Source organism: Domibacillus epiphyticus (assembly GCF_001975785.1).
Lineage (GTDB): Bacteria > Bacillota > Bacilli > Bacillales > Domibacillaceae > Domibacillus > Domibacillus epiphyticus.
Genome location: NZ_MSFI01000011.1, coordinates 35,049 through 58,935 on the forward strand (window position 1 = coordinate 35,049; position 23,887 = coordinate 58,935).

The following is a 23,887-nucleotide window of genomic DNA, read 5'->3' on the forward strand; positions in this document are numbered from 1 at the left end:
CGGGACTCTTCGGTAAACTAAGAAAGGTGTATTTGAAAGAGGAGTCGTTTATTATGCAGAATATTATTGAAGTAAAGGATTTACGTAAAGAATTTAAATCTCATTCAAGCCGTTCTGGTTTAAAAGGGGCATTTCGCGATTTGCTGACACGCAATTATAAGGTCATTCCTGCCGTTAACGATATATCTTTCACTGTAACAAAGGGGGAGATGGTTGGATATATTGGAGAAAATGGCGCCGGTAAATCGACCAGTATTAAAATGCTGACGGGGATATTAAACCCGACTTCAGGCAGTGTCATTGTAAATGGCATGAATCCGCATAAGGAAAGAGAAAAATTCGTGCGGACAATTGGGGTGGTATTTGGACAGCGGTCAAATTTATGGTGGGATATCGCAGTCCAGGAATCATTCCGCCTGCTAAAAAAAGTGTATAACGTTCCCGATGATGTTTACAAGGATCATATGAACCATGTCATTGAATCACTGGACATTGCCCCGCTTCTTGACAAGCCGGTTCGAAAACTGTCGCTTGGCCAAAGAATGAGGTGTGAGCTTGCTGCAGCACTGCTTCATAATCCTCCGCTATTATTTTTAGATGAGCCGACGATCGGATTGGATGTCCTCGTTAAACTGAAAATACGTGAGTTTCTGAAAGAAATGAACAAAAAGTATGAAACAACCGTTTTACTGACGACACATGATTTAACAGATATTGAAGCACTTTGCGAGCGTGTTGTCATGCTGGATGAAGGAAAAATTATTTATGATGGAAAACTGGCAAAGCTCCGTTCCAATTGGGGAGAAGGAAAACAAATTGAATTTCAGTTTGCGGACATTCACGTAAAAAAAGAAACTTTAGATCCGCTTCTAGCTGATCTTGACGCGGCATGGACACCAGGAAATCAAAAAAATGTGTGGATCGCAAACGTACGTAATGATGAACACATCATTTCTGAAGTGATCGGCCGAGTGGTCGCTTCGAATAAAATAACGGATTTAAAAGTACATGAAATCTCGATTGAAGATATCATCCGAAATATTTATGAAGAGGGAATCATCAATGGCTAAATATATTGAGATGATTCGTATTCGTTTTCTCATGATGCTCGCATACCGGACAAACTATTACAGCGGTATTCTAATTTACAGCATTAACATTGGTGCCTACTACTTTCTTTGGAATGCCATTTACGGGGATAAAGGGGCCATTGAAGGAATGACTGCTATCCAGATGACCTCCTATGTCGCAATCGCCTGGATGGCTAGAGCGTTTTATTATAACAATATAGACAGGGAAATTGCACAGGAAATTAAAGAAGGCAAGGTAGCGGTTGAATTCATCCGTCCTTATAATTATTTATTTATGAAAATGATGCAGGGCCTTGGTGAAGGGATCTTCCGCTTATCTTTTTTTTCAATTCCGGGAATGATCATTGTGGCGCTGGTTTTTCCAATTACATTCTCTGCGGAACCAGCCGTCTGGCTTCTGTTTGCACTGTCACTCATCTTTAGTTTCACAATTAACATGCAAATCAATTTACTGACGGGTATTTTAACCTTTTTCTTTTTCAACAACGCGGGTTTAATTCGAGCAAAGCGGGTCATTATTGATCTTTTTTCTGGACTGCTTTTGCCGATCAGTTTCTATCCCGGATGGGCCCAGCATGTGATGGGCTACCTGCCTTTTCAAGCGATCAGCTATATACCGAGCATGATTTTCACGGAAAGTTTTACTGGTACGGAAATAGTGAACGCGATCTTCTTCCAAATCCTCTGGGCATTGATTTTAATCGCGCCAATTCAAGTACTGTGGCTTATCGCAAAAAAACAGCTTGTTGTTCAGGGAGGTTGAAATATGAAATATGCAACGGTCTTTTTTCAATATATCGCTCAATATTTAAAATCCCGCTTAACGTACCGGACGGATATGGTCGTTGAAATTGTTTCTGATTTGCTTTTTCAAGCAGTCAATTTAGTTTTTATTTTGGTGGTCTTTGACCACACATCATTTTTGAACGGCTGGACGCGTGAAGAAATCATTTTTATTTACGGTTTTTTCCTCGTGCCGTTTGCCATATTTGGCGCTTTTTTTAACATCTGGGACTTTAATGAGCGCTACATCATGAAAGGAGAAATGGATCGAATTTTAACTCGTCCCATTCATAGCCTGTTTCAAATTATTTTAGAACGCATGGAGCTTGAATCCCTTTTTGGAATGATAACGGGTATATTCGTCATGTTCTATGCAGGACGCCAGCTGGATATAAGCTTTTCATGGTACGATCCGTTTATCTTTATCACCTTAGCATTAGGGGGAGCGTTCGTATATGCGGCTATTTTTGTCCTCATCGCGAGCATCAGTTTTTGGTCCGACAGCCCGACAAGCATTATGCCGATGATGTACAATATCGGGAACTATGGCCGTTATCCTGTTGACATCTATAACAATGTCATCCGTTTTATCCTGACATGGATCTTGCCTTTTGCCTTTGTAGGAGTGTATCCATCTGCCTATTTTTTAGGGAGAGAAGAGTGGTATAGCTATGCTTTTATGACCCCTGTAATGGGCATTGTGTTTTTTGCTGTTTCGGTCTTTGTATGGAACGTGGGCGTTACAAAGTACAGAGGAGCAGGCAATTAATTAAATCATCTAATAACTCTAACGTTGTTCACCTTTTTTAGGCAATACTGTTAGGGTTTTTTATACATAACATTATAGGAAAAAAGTTCAATTTTTCAGGTTTTATGTTTTATAGTCCCCAAAACTGTGAAAAGTGTTTAATGGAATCATTATGTCAGGAAGGGGAGAAAACATGAAACGCTGGCCTTTTTTTCTTTTTGTGTTCGCTATAATCCTGCTATTGGGTGCTTGTAGTGATGCAGAAGAAACTGAAATTTCAACTGAGGACGCGGATGCCAATACGACAACGAATGCATTAGAGGAAAGTACTGAGAGTACAGACGGCCAACAATCTGTTGGCGAAACAGCTACTGCTGAATTAACGAACGGTTCAGGCGAAAAAATTGGAACGGCCGAATTGCAGCAAACGGACAAAGGGGTTCTCATTCGTTTACAAGCATCAGATCTGACGCCAGGTACACATGGTTTTCACATTCATGAAACCGGCAAATGTGAGGCGCCAGATTTTGAATCAGCTGGCGGACATTTTAATCCAACAGATGCAAGCCACGGATTCAATCACGAAGAAGGGCCTCATGCAGGAGATCTACCTAACATTGAAGTAGCTGAGGATGGCAGGGTTCAAGAAGAAGTAACAGCAGAGCATGTTACGTTAGAGGGCGGAAAAAATAATTCGTTGTTCGGGTCTGCTGGTACGGCATTTGTGATTCATGAAAAAGCGGACGACAATCAATCACAGCCTTCCGGCAATGCGGGCGCCCGCATTGCATGCGGCGTAATTAGCGAATAAATGGTTAACTGAAACAACTGTAAGCGATCTTGGATATTCCGAATGGATACCAAGATCGCTTTTTCTAATTTGTATTCCACATAACCAAAGAGCAGCTCTCATTACCAAACCTGTGCTACTTGTGCTGCTTGAGCGGCCTCCCACACAGGTAAAACAGTAAATCCATCATTTTTCGCAGTCTCCCAATTTTCATCACCTATTCGAAGTCCTATCACAACATCAATTCCGTGATTTCTAAGAAACTGCGCCCGCTGCTGACCCCCATTATCTTGGTAGCCAAGAATTGCGATAGTCTTATTCCTATAGCAGTTAATAATCATTTGTTCAAATTCTTTATCATTCATTTTCCTGCCTTCTTTCTATAATGTACTATCGAATCTTTTAATAGTTAGTTTCTTTAAATTTTACATGCGTCTTTTCACAAAAACAAATTGATGCTTTTAATCACACCTATTAAATTGCTTAATAGTCTTTTTTCCCTAAAGCTATTATCTTCTTCTATAGCCCAGATAAAAAGAATCAATTTGAAAACGCTTTATTGTTATATGAAAATGGTATAGAGAAGTTTATTTAAAGGGGGAGGAACATATATGCTTTCGATGAACGATAATGAACTTTTAACAAAAACAGGACCTGGAACCGCAATGGGAAATGTATTAAGACAATATTGGATTCCAGCATTTTTATCTGAGGAACTTCCTCATCCTGATTGTCCACCTGTTAGAGTAAAACTGTTAGGTGAAGAATTAATCGGTTATCGTGACACGAATGGAGAGATCGGTTTACTCGATGAATTTTGCCCTCATCGTAAAGTATCTCTCTTTTACGGCCGCAATGAAGAATGCGGACTTAGATGCGCCTACCATGGATGGAAATTCGATACTGAAGGAAACTGCGTAGACCTCCCTTCAGAACCAGCGGAAAGCAAATTTAAAAACAAAGTGAAAATTAAATCATATCCATGTGAAGAGCGCGGAGGAGTGATCTGGACGTACATGGGACCGCCAGAATCAAAACCTGAACTTCCCGAACAAGAATGGATGATGGTGACAGATAAACAGCGCCATCTATCAAAAAAAATTCAGGAATGCAACTACTTCCAGGCGTTAGAAGGCGGGATTGATTCCAGTCATGTATCGATTCTCCATTCCGGTTCAGTTGGTGCATTAGGTGTATCGAAAAAAAGCAGCAGTACGTCATTATTAGCAAGAGATACAGCCCCTCGTTTTGAAGTGGTCGATACAGATTATGGACTGTTAATCGGAGCCAGAAGAGAAGCGGATGAGGATCACTTTTACTGGAGAATTACTCAATTCTTAATGCCTTGGTATACAATGATTCCTCCATTTGGCGGCGCTCCACGCGGCGGTCATGCATGGGTGCCAATCGACGATGAACATTGTTGGGTATGGAGCTGGAGCTGGACACCAGATCGTGACTTAACGGAAGATGAAATTAAACAAATGAAAACAGGGGCAGGCATACACCCATCGTTGATTCCAGGTTCGTTCCGGACCGTTGCGAACAAAGATAACGACTTCTTGATTGACCGGGACATGCAAAAAAGAGGGGAATCATTTGCGGGTATATTCGGTGTCGGAATGGAAGATCATGCTGTTCAAGTAAGTGCTGGCGCTATTGTAGATCGATCTCAGGAAAAGTTAGGAACAAGTGATACAGCCATTATCAAAGCTCGTCAATGCCTGCTGAAGGCTGCGAAATTCCTTGAGGAAGGAAAAAGGCTGCCGGCTTTAGATCCAGATACACATCGAATTCGTTCTGCTTCCGTTTTACTTCCAAAAGGCGTTCCTTTCCAAGAAGGCGCGAAAGAAGCGCTGGCACTAACGGAAAAAGATTTCGAGGCCGTTTAAATAAAAGAGAAAGGTGGCTGGATAATGATGATTGAAACGACATTAGCGGCTGTTGCAACAGAAACGAAACAAACAGAGATTAAAGAAGTCTCTTTACCTGATACAGATTCAACAGCCGGCATTTTAAAAGTGGAAATTGTCGGTGTCTGCGGAACCGATGTTTCTTATTACAATCAGTTAAAAGCACCGATGATTTTAGGACATCATGTAGTTGGTCATATTCATAAAATTGGTGATGCCGCATCCAAACGCTGGGGTGTCAAAGAAGGAGATCGCATTGTAATGGAGGAGTACATCCCATGCGGCCAATGCGAGCTGTGCAGAACAGGTTTCTATCGTTTATGTCCGGACACAAATCCAAAGATGGATGGAATTAGATACGGAGCCACTCCACTTGACACTGAACCGTCCCTATATGGTGGTTTTAGTCAATATATGTATCTCCATCCGAATGCGGTCATTCACATATTGCCAGACCATGTACCGGCTGTGGAAGCTGCCCTGGCATTACCGCTTTCAAATGGCTTTGAATGGATGAGAATTATTGGGGGAGTTGGCCCTGGAGACACCGTCGTCATACAAGGTCCTGGACAGCAAGGTCTTGCCTGTGCTTTAGCAGCGAAAGCCGCTGGTGCGGAAACGGTCATTATGACTGGCCGTCAAAGCAGTTTGGAAAGGTTGAACCTTGCTCTTGAATTAGGTGCCGATTATACAGTAAATGTGAGTTCAGAAAACTTGGTCGAACGTGTGAAAGACATAACGAATGGAAAAATGGCTGACCTGGTCATTGATGTCACGAGTGGTGGAACGGATCCCGTTGTATCTTCATTAGAATCCGCAAAAACCGGTGGTCTCGTTTTGTTAGGCGCTTTAAAAGGAAAACGATTTGATGACTTTGACCTCGATATCATTTATAACAAGAGTTTAACAATTAAAGGAGTGCGAGGGCACAGTTATAAGTCCGTACAGATGGCTGTAGAATTCATTTCTTCAGGTAAATTCCCGCTCGCTAAAATGAATTCACATAATTATTCGCTGCATGAAACAGATCTGGCATTAAGAACGGCTGCAGGTGAAATGGATCCATCCCGTTTACTCGTTACCGTTTCACCGTGGCAATAAAGTTGTAAAAAAGACATTATCAACAAAAGACAAACCCATTTCAATAGTTTGAAATGGGTTTCTTTTTATTTAAAATTCTATAGTTACTATCTTATGTCAACGATAAGAAATGAAAAAAGTCTCAATAGTCTAGCATGAACTATTGAGACTTTTTTATATATATTAAACGATGACTTAAGAAAATAGACTAGGTATCCACAAAACGAGTGTTGGCAGATAGGTTAAAATGAACAGAACAACTACTGATACACCTAAGAAAGGCCATATTTGCCTTATTAAAGGTTCGAGTTTTACCTCTCCTACACTGGAGGCAACAAATAAGCCAGCCCCTACTGGAGGCGTTAAACTCCCAATCACAGTGTTAATACAAATAATAACACCAAGGTGAACAAGATCAATTTCAAACAATTTGGCGATCGGAACTAAAATCGGAACGAGAATAACAATGGAAGCAATCCCATCCATAATCATGCCAACAAGAAGCAAAAAAATGTTTAATATTAATAAAAATATAAGAGGATTCTCTGTAATGGAACCCATCCATGCCGCAAGAACTTGCGGTACCCGTTCAAAGGTAAGAACAAGACCAAATAAATTTGCCATAGCCAATAAAAGTGTAACTGTAGCGGTAGATCTTGCCGTATTAAGAAAGACCGTCGGAATATCCGCCCACTTTAATTCCCGATATAATAAGATGCCCACTACAAATGCAAGCGCACAAGCTATGGCTGCTGATTCTGTGGCAGTGAAAATCCCTAACGTTATGCCCAAAATGATAATAGCAGGAACAAGCAATGCTGGTATAACTTGAATTGTTGCACTCCACATTTCTTTTACTGGACGTTTTTCGGATTTAGGAAAATTATTTTTATAGCCCAAGTAAGCGATAAGCAATGAAAATCCAATCGTTAAAATAATGCCAGGCAGTATACCCGCCAAAAACATTTTACTGACGGAAGTACCTGCGCCAACGCTGTAAAGAATGAAAAGCATGCTTGGCGGAATGATTGGACCCAGCATGGCCGCAGCTGCTGTAGTGGCTGCACTAAATTCTTTCGTATATCCTTCTTTTTGCATTGCAGGGACCATTACACGGCTCATCATGGCTGTTTGTGCCAAGGACGAACCTAAAATTGATGATAAAAACATGTTCGCAATAATATTTACATAGGCTAGGCCGCCTTTAAAGTGGCCAAACAGTGTTTGAGAAAATTGAATTAACCGACTCGTGATTCCCCCCAGGTTCATTAACTCCCCTGCCAGCATAAATAATGGGATCGCAAGCAAGCCGTGCGTTTCTATTCCAGAGTATAATCTTTGCGGCATTGTTTCTAAAAGAGCTAAATCTCCGCTGACTGCTACATAGACGACACTCGCTAATCCTAAGACAATAGAAATTGGCACACCGATCATCAGCAATAAAGCAAAAGAGCTCATCGTAATAGCCATTTATATCACCTCATTTTTTAACGACTTAAGCGGCTTGTTATCTGGCACAGTGTCAACTATCGTCTCAAGGTGTCCCGCGCTGTTCTCAACACCCCGAATCGTTTGAACACACAAATTAAGTGAATGAATGCAAAAAAAGAAAAGTCCAACTGGTACGCTTAAATATGGATATAACATAGGGATTTGCATAATAGAGGATCTCTGAAAAACGATGGTCGGCTGTGTGATCCAATGTATGCTTGCAAATAGAAGAAGCAGCCCAAAACCGAAAACTAAAATTGTAGAAAAGCAAAGTAAAATGTGCCGCAGCCGTCCTTTTAACAAATCAATAAACATCGTAACAGCCGCTATCTGACCCTGCTTAAGACTCATGCTTCCGCCTACAAATGTTAACCAAACAAGGCTAAAGATCGCGGTCTCATCTGCCCAATGCAGGGGCATTTTTAAAAAATAACGAAAGACGACTCCAATTGTCAGGGAAATAAACATCACACCGACTAAGACAATAACAATCGCCTTTTCGACTTTAAATACACCATCACTCAACGTGTTTAGAAGTTTCAACTTTATTTTCCCCCTTTATTGTTCCTGCACTTCATTGATAAAATGTTCTACTAGCGGGTCCTTCTCTGCATACTTCTCATATATGTTCTGAACTGCTGATCTGAATTCTTTTTTGTTTTCTATATTGTGAACGGTAAGACCTTCTTTTTTAAGGATAGCCAAGTCTCTATTATCAACTGTAATCGCTTCCTTTACACCCCAGTCAACAGCTGCTTTCATCGCTTCGTATACTATCTTTTGGTCTTCAGGAGAAAGGTTGTTCATTGTTTCCTCGCTGGCAACAACGACAGCAGGAAAAGCGAATGCGGAAAGCATAGAATAATCTGCAGCTACTTCTTGAAATCTTTGTGTGACAATGCCATCGACACTGGCATGAATTCCTCCAACTACTCCTGTTTGGAGAGAGGTATAAATTTCATTTATCGGGATTGATGTTGCGGTTGCCCCAAACTGTTCTAACGTTTCATTTATAATAGCAGCACCCGTTGTACGCATTTTTACCCCTTGTAAATCTTCAGGAGAATCTATCTTTCCTTCTGTCATGAGAAAGTGATGGTTTCCTGTAAATAGATAATCCATGCCGATAATTCGCTGCTCTCTAAGCCTATCCAACATTTTTTGAGCGGTTTTTGAATCTCTCATCTGAATAACTTCTTCCGTACTGTCAAACAAAAAAGGGAGGAACCAAGCATCAAAATAAGGGGCTCTTGTAGACATATAAGCATTTGTAATAAACCCAAAATCCACTACACCAGATTCCATTTGTTGAATCATATCTTTTTCTTGACCCAGCTGGCTCGAAGGATAAATATCTACTTTCATTCGTCCATCTGAGCGGGCTTGAAGCTCTTCATTAAACTTTTCTGCCGTTTTAGCCCACACATGAGTAGGCTGCACAATGGTGGTCAATTTAAACGTATGAGTGTCCGGTTCTTGACCAGAGGTTTGACTGCATGCGGACATTATGACAACGCTTACAATCAGATTTAAATACAGAAAGAGCCTTTTTTTCAAACTTGTTCCTCCTATCTTTTTTTGAAAGTTTAAATTATTTGATATTATCCTTAACATTAGTATTAACGAACCAAAAACTCAAATTGATAATTTATATATTCTGGATTAAGATTATTAATAGGTAAATAATTCTTAGAAATGAGGGGGCAAAGGAGATGGAATTAAAAAATATAGAAGCTTTTTTAATGGTAGTGGAAAAGGGAAGTTTTTCTGCAGCGGCAGAAGCTCTCTATATCAGCCAGCCTACAATCAGTGTTCGAATCCAGCAGCTTGAAAGCGGTTTAAACTGTACGCTGTTTGAACGGGAAAATGGGAAGAAAACAAAACTGACTTCTTCAGGACTAAAAGTCTATCCATACTTTCATGAAGCAATTCAATTTATCGAAAAAGGGCAAAATATTTTAAAAGAAGAGCCAATTCAGCCCCAAAAAATAAAAATTACGTGCATGAATCATATGGGAGTCGAAATTATGCCGGAAATATTAAGGATTTTATATGATCGTTTTCCCGGCTTTGAATTTCCATTAGAAATTCGATCAGCTGAACAAATCGTTGAAGAAATAAAGGGGGGGGATATTGATATAGGATTTGCATACGTTCAATCTGAAGAGAAACACCCGAATCTTTCAGTCATAAAGGTTGCTGACGAACAAAACCTCCTTGTATGTTCACCTGAACATCCATTTACCACATTTAATAAAGTCGTCCCGTCTGATTTAGAGAATGAGCGAATTATCATTTACAATCGGGAATTCGTGACGACAAAAATTATCGAGCGGTTCCTGGAAAAAAATCAGCTGAAAGAATATAAAGAAGTTGAAATCAACAATGTTGGCTGGTTAAAGATGATGGTACGAAAAGGGTTAGGAATTGCTTTCCTGCAGGAAATCGTCGTAAAAGAAGAACTAAAGAGCGGGAAATTGAAAAAAGTCGAGTTAACAAAATCGCTTCCGTCAACGCCCATTTATTTATATTTACATTCTGACTTGCCAAATGAATTAAAAGATACTATTATCCAAACATCTAAAAGGATATTTGTTTAAAGGATCTACATCAGAACAAATAATTGAATAATTAGATATTATATCGATTAAAAAGCTCGCATCAGATATAAACAGCATGGTACTTCAATAAGCGTAACATACCGCTTGGATCGGTTGATCAGTTGAAAAGTGTTTTGATACAAAAATAACCACCCTGCATACAGGTCAGGTTAGCTGAGGGTGGTTATTTTTTCTCTACTGTAAAAAGAGCAATGATCCCCAAGACAGCTGTTGTCGCTGGCAGCGATAAACATGCCAAATTGATTCGCTTCATTAAGTTAAAATCACAATAAACGGTTACTGAGAAAGTTCCTTTTAAAGTGAAGAAATAGTGTAAAAGATCCCAAAATTTCCGATATATCCTATATACAAATTAAGGGAAGGTGAGTGCATGAAAATTAATTCGTCAGGAAATGTTTCGACTGCTATGTATTTAACCGCTCCAAAAAATAATAATCAATTTGAAGAAGTATTAAAGAATACCAGGGTACGTGAGGGTGGGATCAAACAGTTTCCAGATCATCTTTATCACAGCCTTGCAACAAAATATGATGTGCGGAATGCAACATTTGAAGAAATCACTGATGTTGCTAATTCTTTGTATAAAGCTGGAGAAATTTCTTTAAGAGAAGTTGCCGTTTTAACATTTGATTATGAAAGAGCAGCACAAAGTATAAGAAAAAATGCGAATGGGTCTGTTTCATCTAATTTTAGTATGTACGAAACAGCGGCAAATGAAAATGGCAAAAGAGATTGGATTGCTGAATTTGAGCTGCGGGCCGCAAAGGATTTTAAATATGGCAATTTAGTTGGACATTCTAATAAAATGAAAATTCTGAGCGTATTACAACGGCTAGACGCGCAATAATGAGCAAACTAACAGCATAAGCTTATTGTAGAAAATAACGTACTTTGATTTGTTTGCACGTTTTTATTCTGCACAATTAGTGATAAAAAAACCACCTTGCTTATTTGAGCGTTAGCGGAGGTGGTTATATTTTTCTATTACCAAGAATGAATTGAAATCGGTCGAGAATAAGGAAAGGGGCAGAAATGAAAAACTTAAACGGAATTTTATTATAAGTTAACATAATATTTATTATCGGAAGTAATAAAGAAATATCTCATATCAAAAGTAAACTTGTAATATTGAGAAAAAATAAAATTTTTCATAATGAATTTTAATGCGTATAAATTGAGCCAGATTTATATAATTATGTTGATTTTTCTTTTCTAACTATTGTTCTTCTCGAGTTCAGTCTTGATCTTAATGCTTTTAAGTTACTTATTAAACCTTTACAAATTCTTGAGCTAATAAGCAATATAATTCACTAGCTCAAAACTGAACCGTTTAATTGTCATTTACCTAATCTCAAGTAATTATTTTGCGCATTTTGATTATTGTTCATCTTAATCGATACCATTGTATAAACCATGTATTTTCTTAAATTCTCTTCTGAAACCCTTTTCTTTTATTCAATTCCATAAAAAAGAAAACACCCATTAGGATGTTTTCTCCGCTGCATTTACATTCATACGTTTGCTATTAGATAATTTCCGCTCTTTTTGAATCATATACGCTGTAAGCGGAACCCAGATGATGATAAGCACAATATAAATAAATTGCTCTATTGTTGCTGAAATGCTTGTATAGCTTAATACCGCTTGCAAGTTCGTCATGATGAGCATACCACTGACAATAACAGCTAATACGCGTGTCGGCAGGCTTTTAACGATCCATGCTGCAATTGGCGCGGCAATAATCCCGCCAAGCATGATGGCTCCCGCCCAAAGCCAGTTAATTTTGTCAGGGCCGAGCGAGATCATAAAACCGATTGTAGCTGCCAATGCGACGGCGAATTCACTTGCTGCGACGGTCCCGATTACTATTCTCGGCTGCATCCCTTTCTGAGATAAAAGAGCTGGTGTAGCAATAGGACCCCATCCTCCACCACCGCTTGCATCGAAAAATCCTCCAACAAATCCAAGTGGAATATAGAAGCGGTTCGTCGGCGGTTTAGGGTTTTGCTTTCTCGCATCCTTCAAAAATAAAAACCGTGCCAGAATGTAGAGTCCCAAACAGAGAAGGAAAGATGAAACGTAAAGCCGCACGTTATCTCCGGTCAAATTACTCAAAAAGGTGGCACCAGCAAATGAACCGACTGCGCCAGGGATTATTAATTTTTTCAGCATCCGTTTATCAACGTTTCCAAAACGTCTATGGCTCATGCCAGACGCAGCAGTTGTGACAACTTCCGCCATATGGACAGAAGCTGATGCAACAGCCGGTGCAACGCCTGCTGTGAGCAATAATGTGGTTGATGTGAGGCCGTAGCCCATTCCAAGCGACCCGTCAACAAGCTGGGCGGCAAGTCCGACGAGTGCAAGAATTAAAAAACGTTCCATAACTGTTCCTCCTGTTGTCTACAAAGCGGGGTAAACAGATGTTAATTCTGCCATATACCGCTCCCTCTCTTCCGGGTGATCGAGATAAAATGATTGTGCCGCTTTTTTCAGCCACTTCCGACGTTCCGGGCGGCTGTCAATGTGCTTTTTGATATACTGTCGTGTGTTGTATAAGAACTCAAGGTATTCATCGTACCGTTCATCAAATTGGTCTTCCAATTGATCCCGAATCTCTTTTGATAAGGTTGGACTAGCACCGCATGTCGAAACGCTGATCATTAGTTTCCCGCGAATAAGAACAGCAGGAATTTGTGCATTGCCAAGGTCAGTTTGTTCCGCATGGACAACTAGCTTTCCGTGTTTTTTTGCTAGCGATGCGATACGTGAATTTGCTACAGCGTCGTCGGTCACAAGCATAATCAGAAATGCATCTTTTACGTCGTCCCATTCCACTTTTTTCCGGTGTAAAATCACGTTTCCTTCAGCTGCCAGCTTTTCGAATCCTGGATGAAAGTCGGGGCTGATGATATGAGCACAAATTCCGAAACGAAGCAGGTTTTCCGTTTTGTGAAAAGCGATCTGTCCGCCTCCTGCAATGACGATCTTTTGATTCGTGACGTCAATCATGACGGGAAACATATCGGTTCCTCCAGCGACGCTTCTTTCACCCGTTCTGCCAATATCTCACCGATTACCGGATCATAGTCGAGATGACGGCATAAATGCACCTCTGCGTCTGTTTCAAGCTTCTTCACTGTCCGCTCCATTGCTTTCGTTAAAATGCCTGTAAACAGTATATACGGGACAATAAATAATTGTTTCGGTCTTGAAGCAATTAAATGATTCAAAGCGTCGTCAAATGATGGTTCACAGGCTGCCAAATAACCGATATGTATATCGGATAACTTGGTTTTTTCTTTAAAAAGGCGGCAGATCTGGTTAAAATCCTGTTTCGTTTCGGGATCACTGCTTCCACGTCCAACAAGCAGTACACTCGCATCTGTCTGGATAGGCGACGCTTCTTTCATCCGGTCAATCAGCACATCAATAATATGTTCGTGAACACCGAGAGGACGTCCATAACGAATCGTCAAATCTGGATACAATTCCGCCGCTTTGAAAAGTTCTTCAGGAATATCCTCTTTCGCATGCCCAGCTGTTAACAACAGGAAAGGTACGGCAACAATTTCTGTAGCACCTTTTTTCACGCAGCTTGCAATACCTTCTTCAATAGACGGTTTTGCAAGTTCCAAATAGCAGATTTCCTGTATTGGTGCATCGACAAGCGGCATCGTTGCATCAATAAACGCTGCCGCTTGTTTAGCTCCTTCTTTTATCCGGCTGCCGTGACAGATATAGAGGACTGCTTTCATTTCTCCACACCAGCCGTATTGACAATCCCGTTTTGTTCTCCAAACCATTTTAGCTGATCCCGCATTTTCACGACCTCGCCGACAATAATCATGCTTGGATTCGTGATGCCTTCTTTCTGGGCTACATCATATATATTTGATAAGGTACCCGTGACTGTCTGCTGCTTCGCTGTCGTACCCCAGTGAATGAGTGCCGCTGGTGTTTCAGGAGGTTTTCCATGCTTCACGAGCTGCTCTTGGATGTAGGGTAGATTTTTCACGCCCATGTAAATAGCAATCGTATCGATTCCTTTTGCTAGGGACGCCCATTTCATTTCTTCATCCGCACCTTCTTTACGATGGCCAGTCACAATGGCAAACGAGGCACCAAGGTCACGGTGTGTAACCGGAATACCGGCATAAGCAGGAGCCGCAATGCCAGAAGTAATGCCTGGAATCACTTCGAATTCGATTCCATGTTTCACGGCGAATGCAGCTTCTTCACCACCACGGCCGAAGACGTATGGATCGCCGCCTTTTAAACGGACAACCTGTTTGCCTTCTTTCGCATGTTCAACAAGGATTTCGTTTATATTCTCCTGCTGAACAAAGTGACGGTCTGGAAGCTTGCCGCAAAAAATCAGTTCAGTGCCTTCTTTTGCATATTCCAGCAATTCCATACTGATTAAGCGATCATATAAAATAACATCCGCCTGCTTGATGGCCTTTAGCCCTTTTACCGTAATTAAATCCGGATCACCCGGTCCTGCACCGACAAGCCATATTTTGCCCATCGTGCCACCTCCGTTCATTGCGCGTTTCTCTCTATCTCTACCTAGGGTCCATTCCGGGAAAGGGAGAATATATCCTGCACCGCCATGGACTCGTTTTTTTTCATAAAGTGTCATTTCCTCGTAATCAGGAACGGAGACATAAAACTTTTCGAGTTCGTCATCCACCTGGTTAAATGCCTTTTGATCGTCTTCTGCGAGAATAACAGCCTGCACTATTTCTCCGCTTGTGAAGACAATATCAAACCGGTATAAATACATCCTTAGACAGCTGCTTTCTCTGAAACAAGCTCATCAAGGCGTGATTGAAGCTGATCAAGACCAACACGAAGGAAATATTCACGGAATGTTTCGCCTGGCTGTTTCGTTTCTTTGAAGTAAAGAAGGAACTCACGGAGAACTTCCGGCAATACTTCACCGTCAATTTTACCTTTTAGCTTTTCGTTGAATGCCCCGCCATCAAGGAGAGTGCCACCGACGTTAATTTCGAATGCCTCAATCATTTTTTTATCCTTATCCCGCATCATCACACCTTGCAAACCGATATCAGCGATTTGACGCTGTCCGCAAGAGTTCGGGCAGCCGACCATATGAATACGTACAGGAACATCAATGTCCACGTTCTCGTCAAGGTAGGCAGCAACCCGTTTCATTCGTTCTTTTGTTTCTGTGAGTGCCAGGTTGCAATACTCAATCCCTGTGCATGATACAGAGTATGCAGTAAATTTCGGAGCGTTTACTTTCAGGCGGTTAAAAATCGATTCAGATAAAAGTGCTTCTGCTTTTTCTGTTGGCACGTTAGGAAAAATTAAGTTTTGTGTACCAACTGTTCGTACCTCACCGTTACCATATTCGCGTGCAAGACGGGCAATTTCAAAAACTTCTTTGTCATCAAGCCGGCCAACCGGAACGTTGACGCCTACATATGAAAGGCCATCCTGTTTTTGCGGATGAACGCCGTAGAAATAACTGCCGTTCCACCCTTTTGTTAAATCCGTACCTGCAGTAGGCATTGGACCTGTAATCAGAAGCAACGTTTCAAGGAACTTCTCAGGACCCCAGTCCTCCACAAGAAATTTCAGGCGTGCACGGTGTCTTTTCTCACGATACCCATGATCGCGGAAAATAGTCGCAACCGCTTTTGCTACATCTACCACCTGCTCAGGTAAAACAAACAAATCAAGTAATTTTGCAAGTTTCGGTGCGGATGATAAACCGCCGCCCACTTTCAAGTGGAAGCCTTGTTTTACTTCACCGTCGATTTCCTTTTCAGCAGGAATAAATGCCACATCATTAATTTCTGCATTCCCTGCATTATAAATGTTCGCATTTACGGAAATTTTAAACTTCCGCGGCAAGTTCGAAAAATCCGGATTTTTGAAGAATGCAGCTTCAACTTCTTTTACAATTTCAGTTGTATCAATTGTCTCATTTGGATCTATACCAGCAAGCGGGTTGCCAATGACGTTACGCGGTACGTCGCCGCAGGCAAAGGCAGACGTAAGTCCAACACTGTCCAAACGATCGAAAATATCCGGGATTTGTTCAATTGTCAGCCAGTGGAACTGAATGGCCTGGCGGGTTGTAATATCGAACACTCCGCGTCCATAGTCGCGTGCAATGCCGCCGAGAGCTTCAAGCTGCTCATTTGACATGATGCCTGATGGTACTTTCACACGCATCATAAAGTAGCCGTCTTCTTTTGGACGCTGCAAGTATAGGCCTGCCCATTTGAAACCATCCCATTGATCCTTTGGAATAGAATCAAATCCACCTTGAGAGTAGCCTTTTATATCATTAAAAATTTCAAGCCAGTCACGTTCAATTTTTTGAAGTTCCTGTTTGCTTAGTTTTTCGTTATTCGCCCATACTTTTTCGTAAGCCATGATAATCCTCCCACTTCCCCAATTACAGCCAGTTATTTTTCTTTAAATAATCAACAAGCTGATCGACACATTCATCGACAGAATACTGATCTGTATTTAATACTAGTTCCGGCTTGTCCGGGGCTTCATATGGAGATGAAATACCTGTAAACTCAGGAATCTCACCAGCTCGAGCTTTTTTATACAAACCTTTCGGGTCGCGCTCTTCACATTTTTCAATTGGGCATTCAACAAACACTTCGATGAATTCGCCTTCTTCAAGAAGAGCACGAACAGTATCACGGTCTTCGCGGAATGGAGAGATAAACGCAGTAAAGACCAGCTGACCGCTGTCAACAAATAACTTTGCTACTTCGCCAATGCGGCGGATGTTTTCCTTCCGCGCTTCATCAGAGAAGCCAAGGTCTTTATTCAAGCCGTGGCGAACATTGTCGCCATCTAATACATACGTGTTGACACCCAGATCAAACAAACGGTGCGCAGCTGCATTAGCGACCGTTGATTTGCCGGAACCAGACAGCCCGGTGAACCAGAGAACTGAGCTGTGGTGTCCATTTTTTTTACGGCGTTCTTCTTTTGTTAGTGACTGATCATGCCAGACGATATTTTTGTTTGTCATTATTCTATACCCCTTTTTAGCTGTTTGCCGTTTCTTTCATTCCGCGGATCAATACTTCCACCACTTCTTTGCGGCTGAATTCTGACGGTGGAATTTGGCCTGAACGCAGCATTTCACGCACTTTCGTACCGGAAAGAATCACATGATCCTCTTTTCCATGAGGGCATGTTTTAGATGAAGCCATGTTGCCGCATTTTTTGCAGAAGAAGCTGTGTTCAAAGAAAAGGAGTGTAATGCCAATTTCTTCAGCAGTAAAGTTTGAAAAGATTTCCTGTGCTTCATATGTGCCATAATAATCACCGACACCAGCATGGTCGCGTCCGACGATGAAATGCGTGCATCCATAGTTTTTACGGACAATTGCATGGAAAATCGCTTCTCGCGGTCCAGCATAGCGCATTGCGGCAGGAAATACAGCCAGTTTCACACGGTCTGCTGGGTAATAGTCACGAAGCAGAACTTGATAGCTTTCCATCCGGATATCCGCTGCTATGTCGTCTGATTTTGTTTCACCTACAAGAGGGTTTAGCAATAATGCATCAACGATTTCCAAAGCGGATTTTTGAATGTATTCATGTGCGCGGTGAACCGGGTTGCGTGTCTGGAAGCCAACAATGCTTTTCCAGCCATTTTCTTTAAAGATGCGGCGTGTTTCCGCTGGATCAAAATAGAACTCTGCAAATTGCTTGCGTTCAATACGTTTAACGAGTGTTACTGGGCCACCAAGGTAAATATGACCGCGTTCATATACTTTTTTCACGCCTGGATGTGCTTCTTCTGTTGTTTTATACACATTTAGAGCTTCCACCTGCTGATCTGGCTCATAAATATCCGTAATATTCAAAACACCGTAAACAACACCGTTTTGTTTTAATAGAACTGTATCGCCCGCTGCATAATTAGATGCATCTTTCACAGGAAGTGTAATCGGCAGACTCCAAACAGTGCCGTTTGCAAGGCGCATGTTTTTTACTACGCTGTGATAATCCGTTTCAGTTAAAAAGCCTGTTAGTGGGCTGAATGCGCCAGTCGCAATTAGTTCCAAGTCACTTAATGCTGTTGCATCAAGTTCCACTTCTTTGGTGATGCCGGTTAAATCTAGATCCGGCTGATATTGGTTAATAAGATGGCCTCCGTGGGCAGCAATGTTTGTCATGTGTAATAAACCCTCCGATATTGTTTAAATCATATATATATACTTGGTTTTAGAATCAAAAAAAAATTACGTAGTATGAAGACCGCATTCTGTTTTACCTGAACCGCTCCAGCGTCCAGAACGAATGTCGTCAATTGAAAATGCCGGCTGAGTGCATGGTGCACAGCCAATGCTTGGATACCCCTGATCATGAAGAATATTGTAATCAAGCTCATGCTTTGTCACATAGCGCCATACTTCCTTCCATGTCCAGTGAATAAGCGGGCACACTTTAATTTTTTCAAACCGTTTATCTAAATTTAAAAAGTTTGTATTGGCTCTTGATTCAGACTGTTCGCGGCGGAGTCCTGAAATCCAAGCTGTTGAAGGTGCAAGTGCTTTTTGAAGCGGAATGATCTTGCGGATTTCACAGCATTTATTCGGGTTTGTTTTAAACAAGTCCGTTCCGAACTGAGCGGCCTGTTCTTCAATCGTTAAATCCGGCTGCTGGATACGAATGTTTAACTCCGGATACCGTGCTTTTACTTTCTCAATTGTTTCGTACGTTTCTTTAAAATGATAGTTTGTGTCGAGAAAAACAATTTCAGCGTCTGGCTTAACCTGTGCGATCAAATCGATAAGGACAATCCCTTCAATGCCGAAGCTGCAAGCGTAAACGAGTTTATCTCCATACGTCTCATAAGCCCATCGGAGCGTTTCAAGTGCTCCTTTTGTTTCCGAATCAGCCGGAAAATCTGGAATTTGCGCCTGTGCGTCGTTCCATGATTCAAACGTTATCATTTGCTCCACCTCACTCAATATGTCTCTATTTTGAATTTAGTTTATCAGAAAATAGTGTAAAGTCAATCCTATTTCTTTACTCGGAATTAAAAAATGTCTTTTTTTCTCTTTATATGTGTTTTCTTTTGTATATGTTCTATTTTCATAAAGGTGATGATATAATCAGAACCGATGAATTTATTTTGGGAGGATAAAAAATTTGATTACTGTACAAGATGTCAGTCTTCGCTTTGGCGATAAGAAATTGTTTGAAGATATTAATTTAAAATTCACACCGGGTAACTGCTACGGATTGATTGGCGCGAATGGTGCAGGAAAGTCCACATTTGTCAGAATTTTGTCCGGTGAACTTGAACCGCAGACAGGTCATGTATCCATGCCAAAAGATGCACGGCTTGCTGTATTAAAACAGAATCACTTTGAATATGAAGAGTTTGGTGTGCTGGAAACCGTTATGATGGGCCACGCCCGGCTTTATGAAGTCATGAAAGAAAAAGATGCGATTTATATGAAAGCAGATTTCACAGATGAAGACGGGATGCGTGCAGCGGAACTTGAAGGAGAATTTGCTGAAATGAACGGCTGGGAAGCGGAATCAGAAGCGGCGATTTTATTGTCCGGCCTGGGTATTCCAGAGTCTCTTCATGATAAGCAGATGTCCGACCTGGACGGTTCAGATAAAGTGAAAGTATTGCTCGCACAGGCATTATTCGGGAAGCCGGACGTGCTGCTTCTCGATGAGCCGACGAACCATCTGGACATTGAAGCGATCCGCTGGCTGGAAGAATTTTTAATCAACTTTGAAAATACTGTTATTGTCGTATCCCATGACCGTCATTTCTTAAATAAAGTGTGTACGCACACAGCGGATCTTGATTTCGGCAAAATTCAAATTTACGCTGGTAACTACGATTTCTGGTACGAATCAAGCCAGCTTGCTCAAAAGCTACAGTCAGATGCAAATAAGAAAAAAGAAGAAAAAATTAAAGAGCTCCAGGCGTTTATTGCCCGCTTTAGTGCGAACGCATCGAAATCAAAACAGGCGACGTCACGGAAAAAGTCACTCGACAAAATTACACTTGATGATATTAAGCCATCCTCACGCCGCTACCCATACGTTCAATTTCAGCCTGAACGTGAAATTGGAAATGATGTTCTTCGGGTAGAAAGTATTTCGAAAACAATTGACGGTGTTAAAGTACTTGATAACGTCAGCTTTATTATGAACAAAGATGATAAAATCGCATTTGTCGGAACGAACGAAGCGGCGAAAACAGCTTTATTTAAAATTTTAGCCGGTGAAATGGAGCCGGACGAAGGCTCTTACAAATGGGGCATAACAACGACTCAAGCATATTTCCCGAAAGATAACTCCGAATACTTTGAGGGTTCAGAGTTGACGCTCGTGGAATGGCTCCGTCAATTCTCTCCGGCAGATGAAAGTGAAAGCTTCCTGCGCGGGTTCCTTGGACGCATGCTCTTCTCAGGTGAAGAGGCGTTGAAAAAGGCAAGTGTTCTGTCAGGAGGAGAAAAAGTACGCTGCATGCTTTCGAAAATGATGCTCTCCGGTGCAAACATCCTGCTTCTTGATGAGCCGACGAACCATCTCGATCTTGAATCGATTACAGCACTTAACAACGGACTTATCAACTTTAAAGGCTCGATGATCTTTGCATCACATGACCACCAATTTGTCCAGTCAACTGCGAACCGGATTATTGATATTACACCAAAAGGCGTGATTGATAAGCAAATGACATACGACGAATACTTAGATGATCCGGAACTTCAGAAAAAAGTAAAACAAATGTATGCATCTTAATAAAAAAGACGGCTCCCTTTGAAAGGAGTCGTCTTTTTATTTAGACATCATCATAACCGCACTGTTACAGCTGCGTTCTATTTCGCGCGGCGGGCTGCTTGCTGCAGCGGATCCCATACACCATTAACAGGAGGGGAATAGCTTAAATCCAGGTCTTCTAACTCTTCGATCGTCATTCGATTAAAAAGAGCTGCAGCGAGCACGTCGATCCGTTTTTCAGCACCACTTTTTCCGATTGCCTGTCCGCCAAGCAGACGGCCAGTATCCCGATGGTATAAAAGCTTGAGATGAAGCGGCTCTGCATCCGGATAATAACCAGCTTTATTGGTAGTTTGAATGCTTGATGTTTTATACGGGATGCCGCTTTTGTTGAGCTGTGTTTCAGTTAATCCTGTGGATGCGGCGATCAAGTCAAAAAACTTGATAACGGAAGTACCGGCAACCCCTTTAAACGTTCGTAATTTACCAGCCATGTTTAATCCTGCAATACGTCCCTGCTTATTCGCTGTCGTCCCGAGCGGAATGTAATCAGGTTTTTGTTTGACGATGTGAAAATGGGTTGCACAGTCGCCCGCCGCATAAATACCGGGTATGGATGTTTCCAGTTTGTCATTGACGACAATGGCTCCGTTTTCGAGCATACGGATGCCAGTCTGTTTTAAAAAAGCAGTATTCGGGCGGATACCGACAGATACAATGATGAGATCCGCTTTATACGTATTGCCGTTTGTTTTAACCTGTCCGTCTTCAATGGCTTGCACCTCTTCATTTAATGTTACTATTACGCCATTACGTTCAGCTTCTAACTGAAGAAGCTCAGCCATATCAGGATCAAACATGGAGGCAATTTGGCTGCCTCGTTGAATGATTCGGATCTTTTTTTTCAACCGATGGATGTTTTCAGCGAGTTCAAGGCCTATATAGCCGGCACCGATAATCACGACTTCCTCGACGTCATCGCGTAAATCGTTCAAGAGCCTTACCGTATCCGGAATGGTTTTTACAACATGAATATTTTCTGCAGTAACGCCTTTCCACAATGGTAAAAGAGGGCTCCCGCCTGTGGCAATAAGTAATTTATCATACGGAACCTCAAATGGCTGCCCGTTTTCATGATTCGTACCGGTGACGATTCTCTCCTGAGGGTTAACCGATGTTGCCTCATGCAAGATACGGGCATCAATGCCATATTTAGAGCGGAATGTTTCAACCTTTCTAGCGATCAATTTCTCAGTCGATTCAATTAAGCCGCCGACAACATACGGCAGTCCGCATTGACCGTATGAGTAGATGCTTCCTTTCTCGAGCACCGTGATTTCTGCCTGATCGTCGTTGCGAACAATTTGCATCGCCGCACTCATTCCGGCTGCATCCCCGCCAATGATGACGTATCTCATTATTTCACTACCGATACATCGTCATACTCACGGCCACGGTCGAACTTGGCTACTACATAGGAACATGTCGGAACAATCTTCAAGTCATTTTCGCGCGCATATCCAACAAGAGCATCCAGCAGCTGACCTGCTGTTCCGCCGCCGCGCAATTCCTCGGATACATACGTATGATTCGCATTAATTTTCCCTTCTCCGGCTGGAACGTACGTGATTTCAGCTACGCGGCGTCCCTCTTTTTCTATATAAAACATACCCTCTTTATGATGAATTGTTTCCACTTTAAAAACTCCTTTCTCATTGTTTTATGATGGTATTATACCCATATCTATATAAATCCTTAAACCCATTATGAATTTCTGGACAAGAATATTCAAAGATAATTATGGTACAATATAAACACAATTTGAAAGTCGGAAAGGAGTTGTCGTCACTTGAAAGACCGCTCGACAACACACATTTTTTCAAAAGGAGAAGAAATCGCCAATTCGATTACACATGGCATCGGCGCATTGCTCAGCGTCGCTGCGCTCGTATTGCTCATTGTCTTCTCTGCACTGCACGGGAACGGATGGCATTTAGCGGGTTTTATGGTATTCGGTATTACGATGGTTTTACTATATATGTCGTCGACACTCGTTCATAGTTTTCCTCAAGGCAGGGTGAAGGACTTGTTTGAGATTTTTGATCACTCGTCCATTTACCTTTTTATCGCCGGCACCTATACACCATTTCTATTAATTGCAGTAAAAGGCGCGCTCGGCTGGTGGCTGTTTGGTGCAGTTTGGGGACTGGCACTGGGCGGAACGATCTTTAAATGTTTCTTTGTTAAAAGGTTCGTTGTTATGTCGACTGTTGTTTATGTCATAATGGGCTGGCTTATCGTGTTTGCCTGGGATCGGCTCGTTGATGCGCTATCCCCCTCCACTTTATCCTTTCTCGTTATAGGCGGCATTTTTTATACAGTCGGCGCCATCTTTTATGTGTGGCGGGGATTTAAGTATCATCATATGATTTGGCATCTTTTTGTGCTTGCCGGCAGTATTTTTCATTTCTTTGCTGTTCTTGGTTTGCTTCCGGACGCCTAAAAACCATTCCCGAAATTCGGGAATGGTTTTTATATTGTTTATCCTTTACATTTGTACGCCTTCTATTCATCTAAATCCCACAGCAAATTAAACGCTT

General features: G+C 41.6%; 24 protein-coding genes and 1 pseudogene. 10 read left to right on the plus strand and 15 right to left on the minus strand.

Going from position 1 to position 23,887, the window contains the following annotated elements:
• The first annotated feature begins 53 nt into the window (after window positions 1-53).
• From BTO28_RS07815 to BTO28_RS07830, 4 genes are all read left to right on the plus strand, one after another.
• Window positions 54-1,070, plus strand: a complete 1,017-nt coding sequence (locus tag BTO28_RS07815) for an ABC transporter ATP-binding protein (protein WP_076764988.1) — start codon at window positions 54-56, stop codon at window positions 1,068-1,070.
• The gene (locus BTO28_RS07820; protein WP_076764989.1) at window positions 1,063-1,854 is read left to right on the plus strand and encodes an ABC transporter permease; all 792 of its coding nucleotides are present in this window, start codon (window positions 1,063-1,065) and stop codon (window positions 1,852-1,854) included. The genes BTO28_RS07815 and BTO28_RS07820 overlap by 8 nt, the downstream gene beginning before the upstream one ends.
• Window positions 1,855-1,857: 3 nt before the next feature.
• Window positions 1,858-2,643, plus strand: a complete 786-nt coding sequence (locus tag BTO28_RS07825; RefSeq protein ID WP_076764992.1) for an ABC transporter permease — start codon at window positions 1,858-1,860, stop codon at window positions 2,641-2,643.
• Between the two features lie 172 nt (window positions 2,644-2,815).
• Window positions 2,816-3,433, plus strand: a complete 618-nt coding sequence (locus tag BTO28_RS07830) for a superoxide dismutase family protein (protein ID WP_076764994.1) — start codon at window positions 2,816-2,818, stop codon at window positions 3,431-3,433.
• A 101-nt stretch (window positions 3,434-3,534) separates the two neighbouring features.
• Here the strand turns inward: BTO28_RS07830 and BTO28_RS07835 are convergent, their stop codons facing one another.
• On the minus strand, window positions 3,535-3,777 hold the full coding sequence (locus BTO28_RS07835; RefSeq protein ID WP_076764998.1) for a Rossmann-fold NAD(P)-binding domain-containing protein: 243 nt from the start codon (window positions 3,775-3,777) through the stop codon (window positions 3,535-3,537).
• A gap of 246 nt (window positions 3,778-4,023) precedes the next feature.
• Here BTO28_RS07835 and BTO28_RS07840 point away from each other — a divergent pair, with 246 nt between their 5' ends.
• Together BTO28_RS07840 and BTO28_RS07845 are read left to right on the plus strand one after the other, a co-directional pair.
• Window positions 4,024-5,304 carry a Rieske 2Fe-2S domain-containing protein gene (locus BTO28_RS07840; protein WP_076765000.1) on the plus strand — a complete coding sequence of 427 codons (1,281 nt, stop codon included), beginning with the start codon at window positions 4,024-4,026 and terminating at the stop codon, window positions 5,302-5,304.
• A gap of 24 nt (window positions 5,305-5,328) precedes the next feature.
• Window positions 5,329-6,426, plus strand: a complete 1,098-nt coding sequence (locus BTO28_RS07845; RefSeq protein ID WP_233129842.1) for a zinc-dependent alcohol dehydrogenase — start codon at window positions 5,329-5,331, stop codon at window positions 6,424-6,426.
• A gap of 174 nt (window positions 6,427-6,600) precedes the next feature.
• Here BTO28_RS07845 and BTO28_RS07850 read toward each other — a convergent pair whose 3' ends face one another.
• Genes BTO28_RS07850 through BTO28_RS07860 form a run of 3 tightly spaced genes read right to left on the minus strand, consistent with a single transcriptional unit; the run spans window position 6,601 to window position 9,453 of the window.
• Window positions 6,601-7,875, minus strand: a complete 1,275-nt coding sequence (locus BTO28_RS07850) for a TRAP transporter large permease (RefSeq protein WP_076765001.1) — start codon at window positions 7,873-7,875, stop codon at window positions 6,601-6,603.
• A complete protein-coding gene (locus BTO28_RS07855) occupies window positions 7,876-8,439 on the minus strand; it encodes a TRAP transporter small permease (RefSeq protein WP_076765002.1) in 564 nt (187 codons plus the stop codon).
• Window positions 8,440-8,454: 15 nt separating this feature from the next.
• Window positions 8,455-9,453: a TRAP transporter substrate-binding protein gene (locus BTO28_RS07860; RefSeq protein ID WP_076765003.1), complete on the minus strand. Its 999-nt coding sequence runs from the start codon at window positions 9,451-9,453 to the stop codon at window positions 8,455-8,457.
• 155 nt (window positions 9,454-9,608) lie between these two features.
• On the opposite strand from BTO28_RS07860, the gene BTO28_RS07865 reads away from it, so the two are divergent.
• Both BTO28_RS07865 and BTO28_RS07870 read left to right on the plus strand, forming a co-directional pair.
• The gene (locus BTO28_RS07865; protein WP_076765004.1) at window positions 9,609-10,496 is read left to right on the plus strand and encodes a LysR family transcriptional regulator; all 888 of its coding nucleotides are present in this window, start codon (window positions 9,609-9,611) and stop codon (window positions 10,494-10,496) included.
• A 391-nt stretch (window positions 10,497-10,887) separates the two neighbouring features.
• Window positions 10,888-11,364 (plus strand): hypothetical protein, encoded by a 477-nt coding sequence (locus tag BTO28_RS07870; RefSeq protein ID WP_076765005.1) that lies wholly within the window; start codon window positions 10,888-10,890, stop codon window positions 11,362-11,364.
• 635 nt (window positions 11,365-11,999) lie between these two features.
• Here BTO28_RS07870 and BTO28_RS07875 read toward each other — a convergent pair.
• The 9 genes and pseudogenes from BTO28_RS07875 to BTO28_RS07915 form a co-directional block, all read right to left on the minus strand.
• Window positions 12,000-12,902 carry a sulfite exporter TauE/SafE family protein gene (locus tag BTO28_RS07875; RefSeq protein WP_076765008.1) on the minus strand — a complete coding sequence of 301 codons (903 nt, stop codon included), beginning with the start codon at window positions 12,900-12,902 and terminating at the stop codon, window positions 12,000-12,002.
• A gap of 18 nt (window positions 12,903-12,920) precedes the next feature.
• On the minus strand, window positions 12,921-13,541 hold the full coding sequence (locus tag BTO28_RS07880; RefSeq protein ID WP_076765009.1) for a precorrin-2 dehydrogenase/sirohydrochlorin ferrochelatase family protein: 621 nt from the start codon (window positions 13,539-13,541) through the stop codon (window positions 12,921-12,923).
• A complete protein-coding gene (locus BTO28_RS07885) occupies window positions 13,526-14,275 on the minus strand; it encodes a sirohydrochlorin chelatase (protein ID WP_076765010.1) in 750 nt (249 codons plus the stop codon). The genes BTO28_RS07880 and BTO28_RS07885 overlap by 16 nt, the downstream gene beginning before the upstream one ends.
• Window positions 14,272-15,048: a uroporphyrinogen-III C-methyltransferase gene (gene cobA / locus BTO28_RS07890; protein WP_233129848.1), complete on the minus strand. Its 777-nt coding sequence runs from the start codon at window positions 15,046-15,048 to the stop codon at window positions 14,272-14,274. Before cobA ends, BTO28_RS07885 begins: the two co-directional genes overlap by 4 nt.
• Before the next feature lie 75 nt (window positions 15,049-15,123).
• Window positions 15,124-15,306 (minus strand): annotated as a pseudogene (locus tag BTO28_RS17450) (DUF3906 family protein); the annotation flags it as partial.
• A 2-nt stretch (window positions 15,307-15,308) separates the two neighbouring features.
• Window positions 15,309-16,931: a nitrite/sulfite reductase gene (locus BTO28_RS07900; protein WP_076765011.1), complete on the minus strand. Its 1,623-nt coding sequence runs from the start codon at window positions 16,929-16,931 to the stop codon at window positions 15,309-15,311.
• A gap of 22 nt (window positions 16,932-16,953) precedes the next feature.
• Window positions 16,954-17,550, minus strand: coding sequence for an adenylyl-sulfate kinase (gene cysC, locus BTO28_RS07905; RefSeq protein WP_076765012.1), 597 nt, complete (start codon window positions 17,548-17,550; stop codon window positions 16,954-16,956).
• 16 nt (window positions 17,551-17,566) lie between these two features.
• Entirely contained in the window at window positions 17,567-18,706 is a 1,140-nt protein-coding gene (gene sat, locus BTO28_RS07910; RefSeq protein WP_076765014.1) for a sulfate adenylyltransferase, read from the minus strand.
• Between the two features lie 66 nt (window positions 18,707-18,772).
• On the minus strand, window positions 18,773-19,486 hold the full coding sequence (locus BTO28_RS07915; RefSeq protein WP_076765016.1) for a phosphoadenylyl-sulfate reductase: 714 nt from the start codon (window positions 19,484-19,486) through the stop codon (window positions 18,773-18,775).
• A 199-nt stretch (window positions 19,487-19,685) separates the two neighbouring features.
• On the opposite strand from BTO28_RS07915, the gene BTO28_RS07920 reads away from it, so the two are divergent.
• Window positions 19,686-21,308: an ABC-F family ATP-binding cassette domain-containing protein gene (locus BTO28_RS07920; protein WP_076765018.1), complete on the plus strand. Its 1,623-nt coding sequence runs from the start codon at window positions 19,686-19,688 to the stop codon at window positions 21,306-21,308.
• Window positions 21,309-21,385: 77 nt separating this feature from the next.
• Here the strand turns inward: BTO28_RS07920 and BTO28_RS07925 are convergent, their stop codons facing one another.
• On the minus strand, window positions 21,386-22,705 hold the full coding sequence (locus BTO28_RS07925) for an FAD-dependent oxidoreductase (RefSeq protein ID WP_076765020.1): 1,320 nt from the start codon (window positions 22,703-22,705) through the stop codon (window positions 21,386-21,388).
• Window positions 22,705-22,983, minus strand: coding sequence for a GNAT family N-acetyltransferase (locus tag BTO28_RS07930; protein ID WP_233129843.1), 279 nt, complete (start codon window positions 22,981-22,983; stop codon window positions 22,705-22,707). Before BTO28_RS07930 ends, BTO28_RS07925 begins: the two co-directional genes overlap by 1 nt.
• A 153-nt stretch (window positions 22,984-23,136) precedes the next feature.
• On the opposite strand from BTO28_RS07930, the gene trhA reads away from it, so the two are divergent.
• Window positions 23,137-23,790, plus strand: a complete 654-nt coding sequence (trhA, locus tag BTO28_RS07935; RefSeq protein WP_076765022.1) for a PAQR family membrane homeostasis protein TrhA — start codon at window positions 23,137-23,139, stop codon at window positions 23,788-23,790.
• Window positions 23,791-23,887 lie beyond the last annotated feature (97 nt).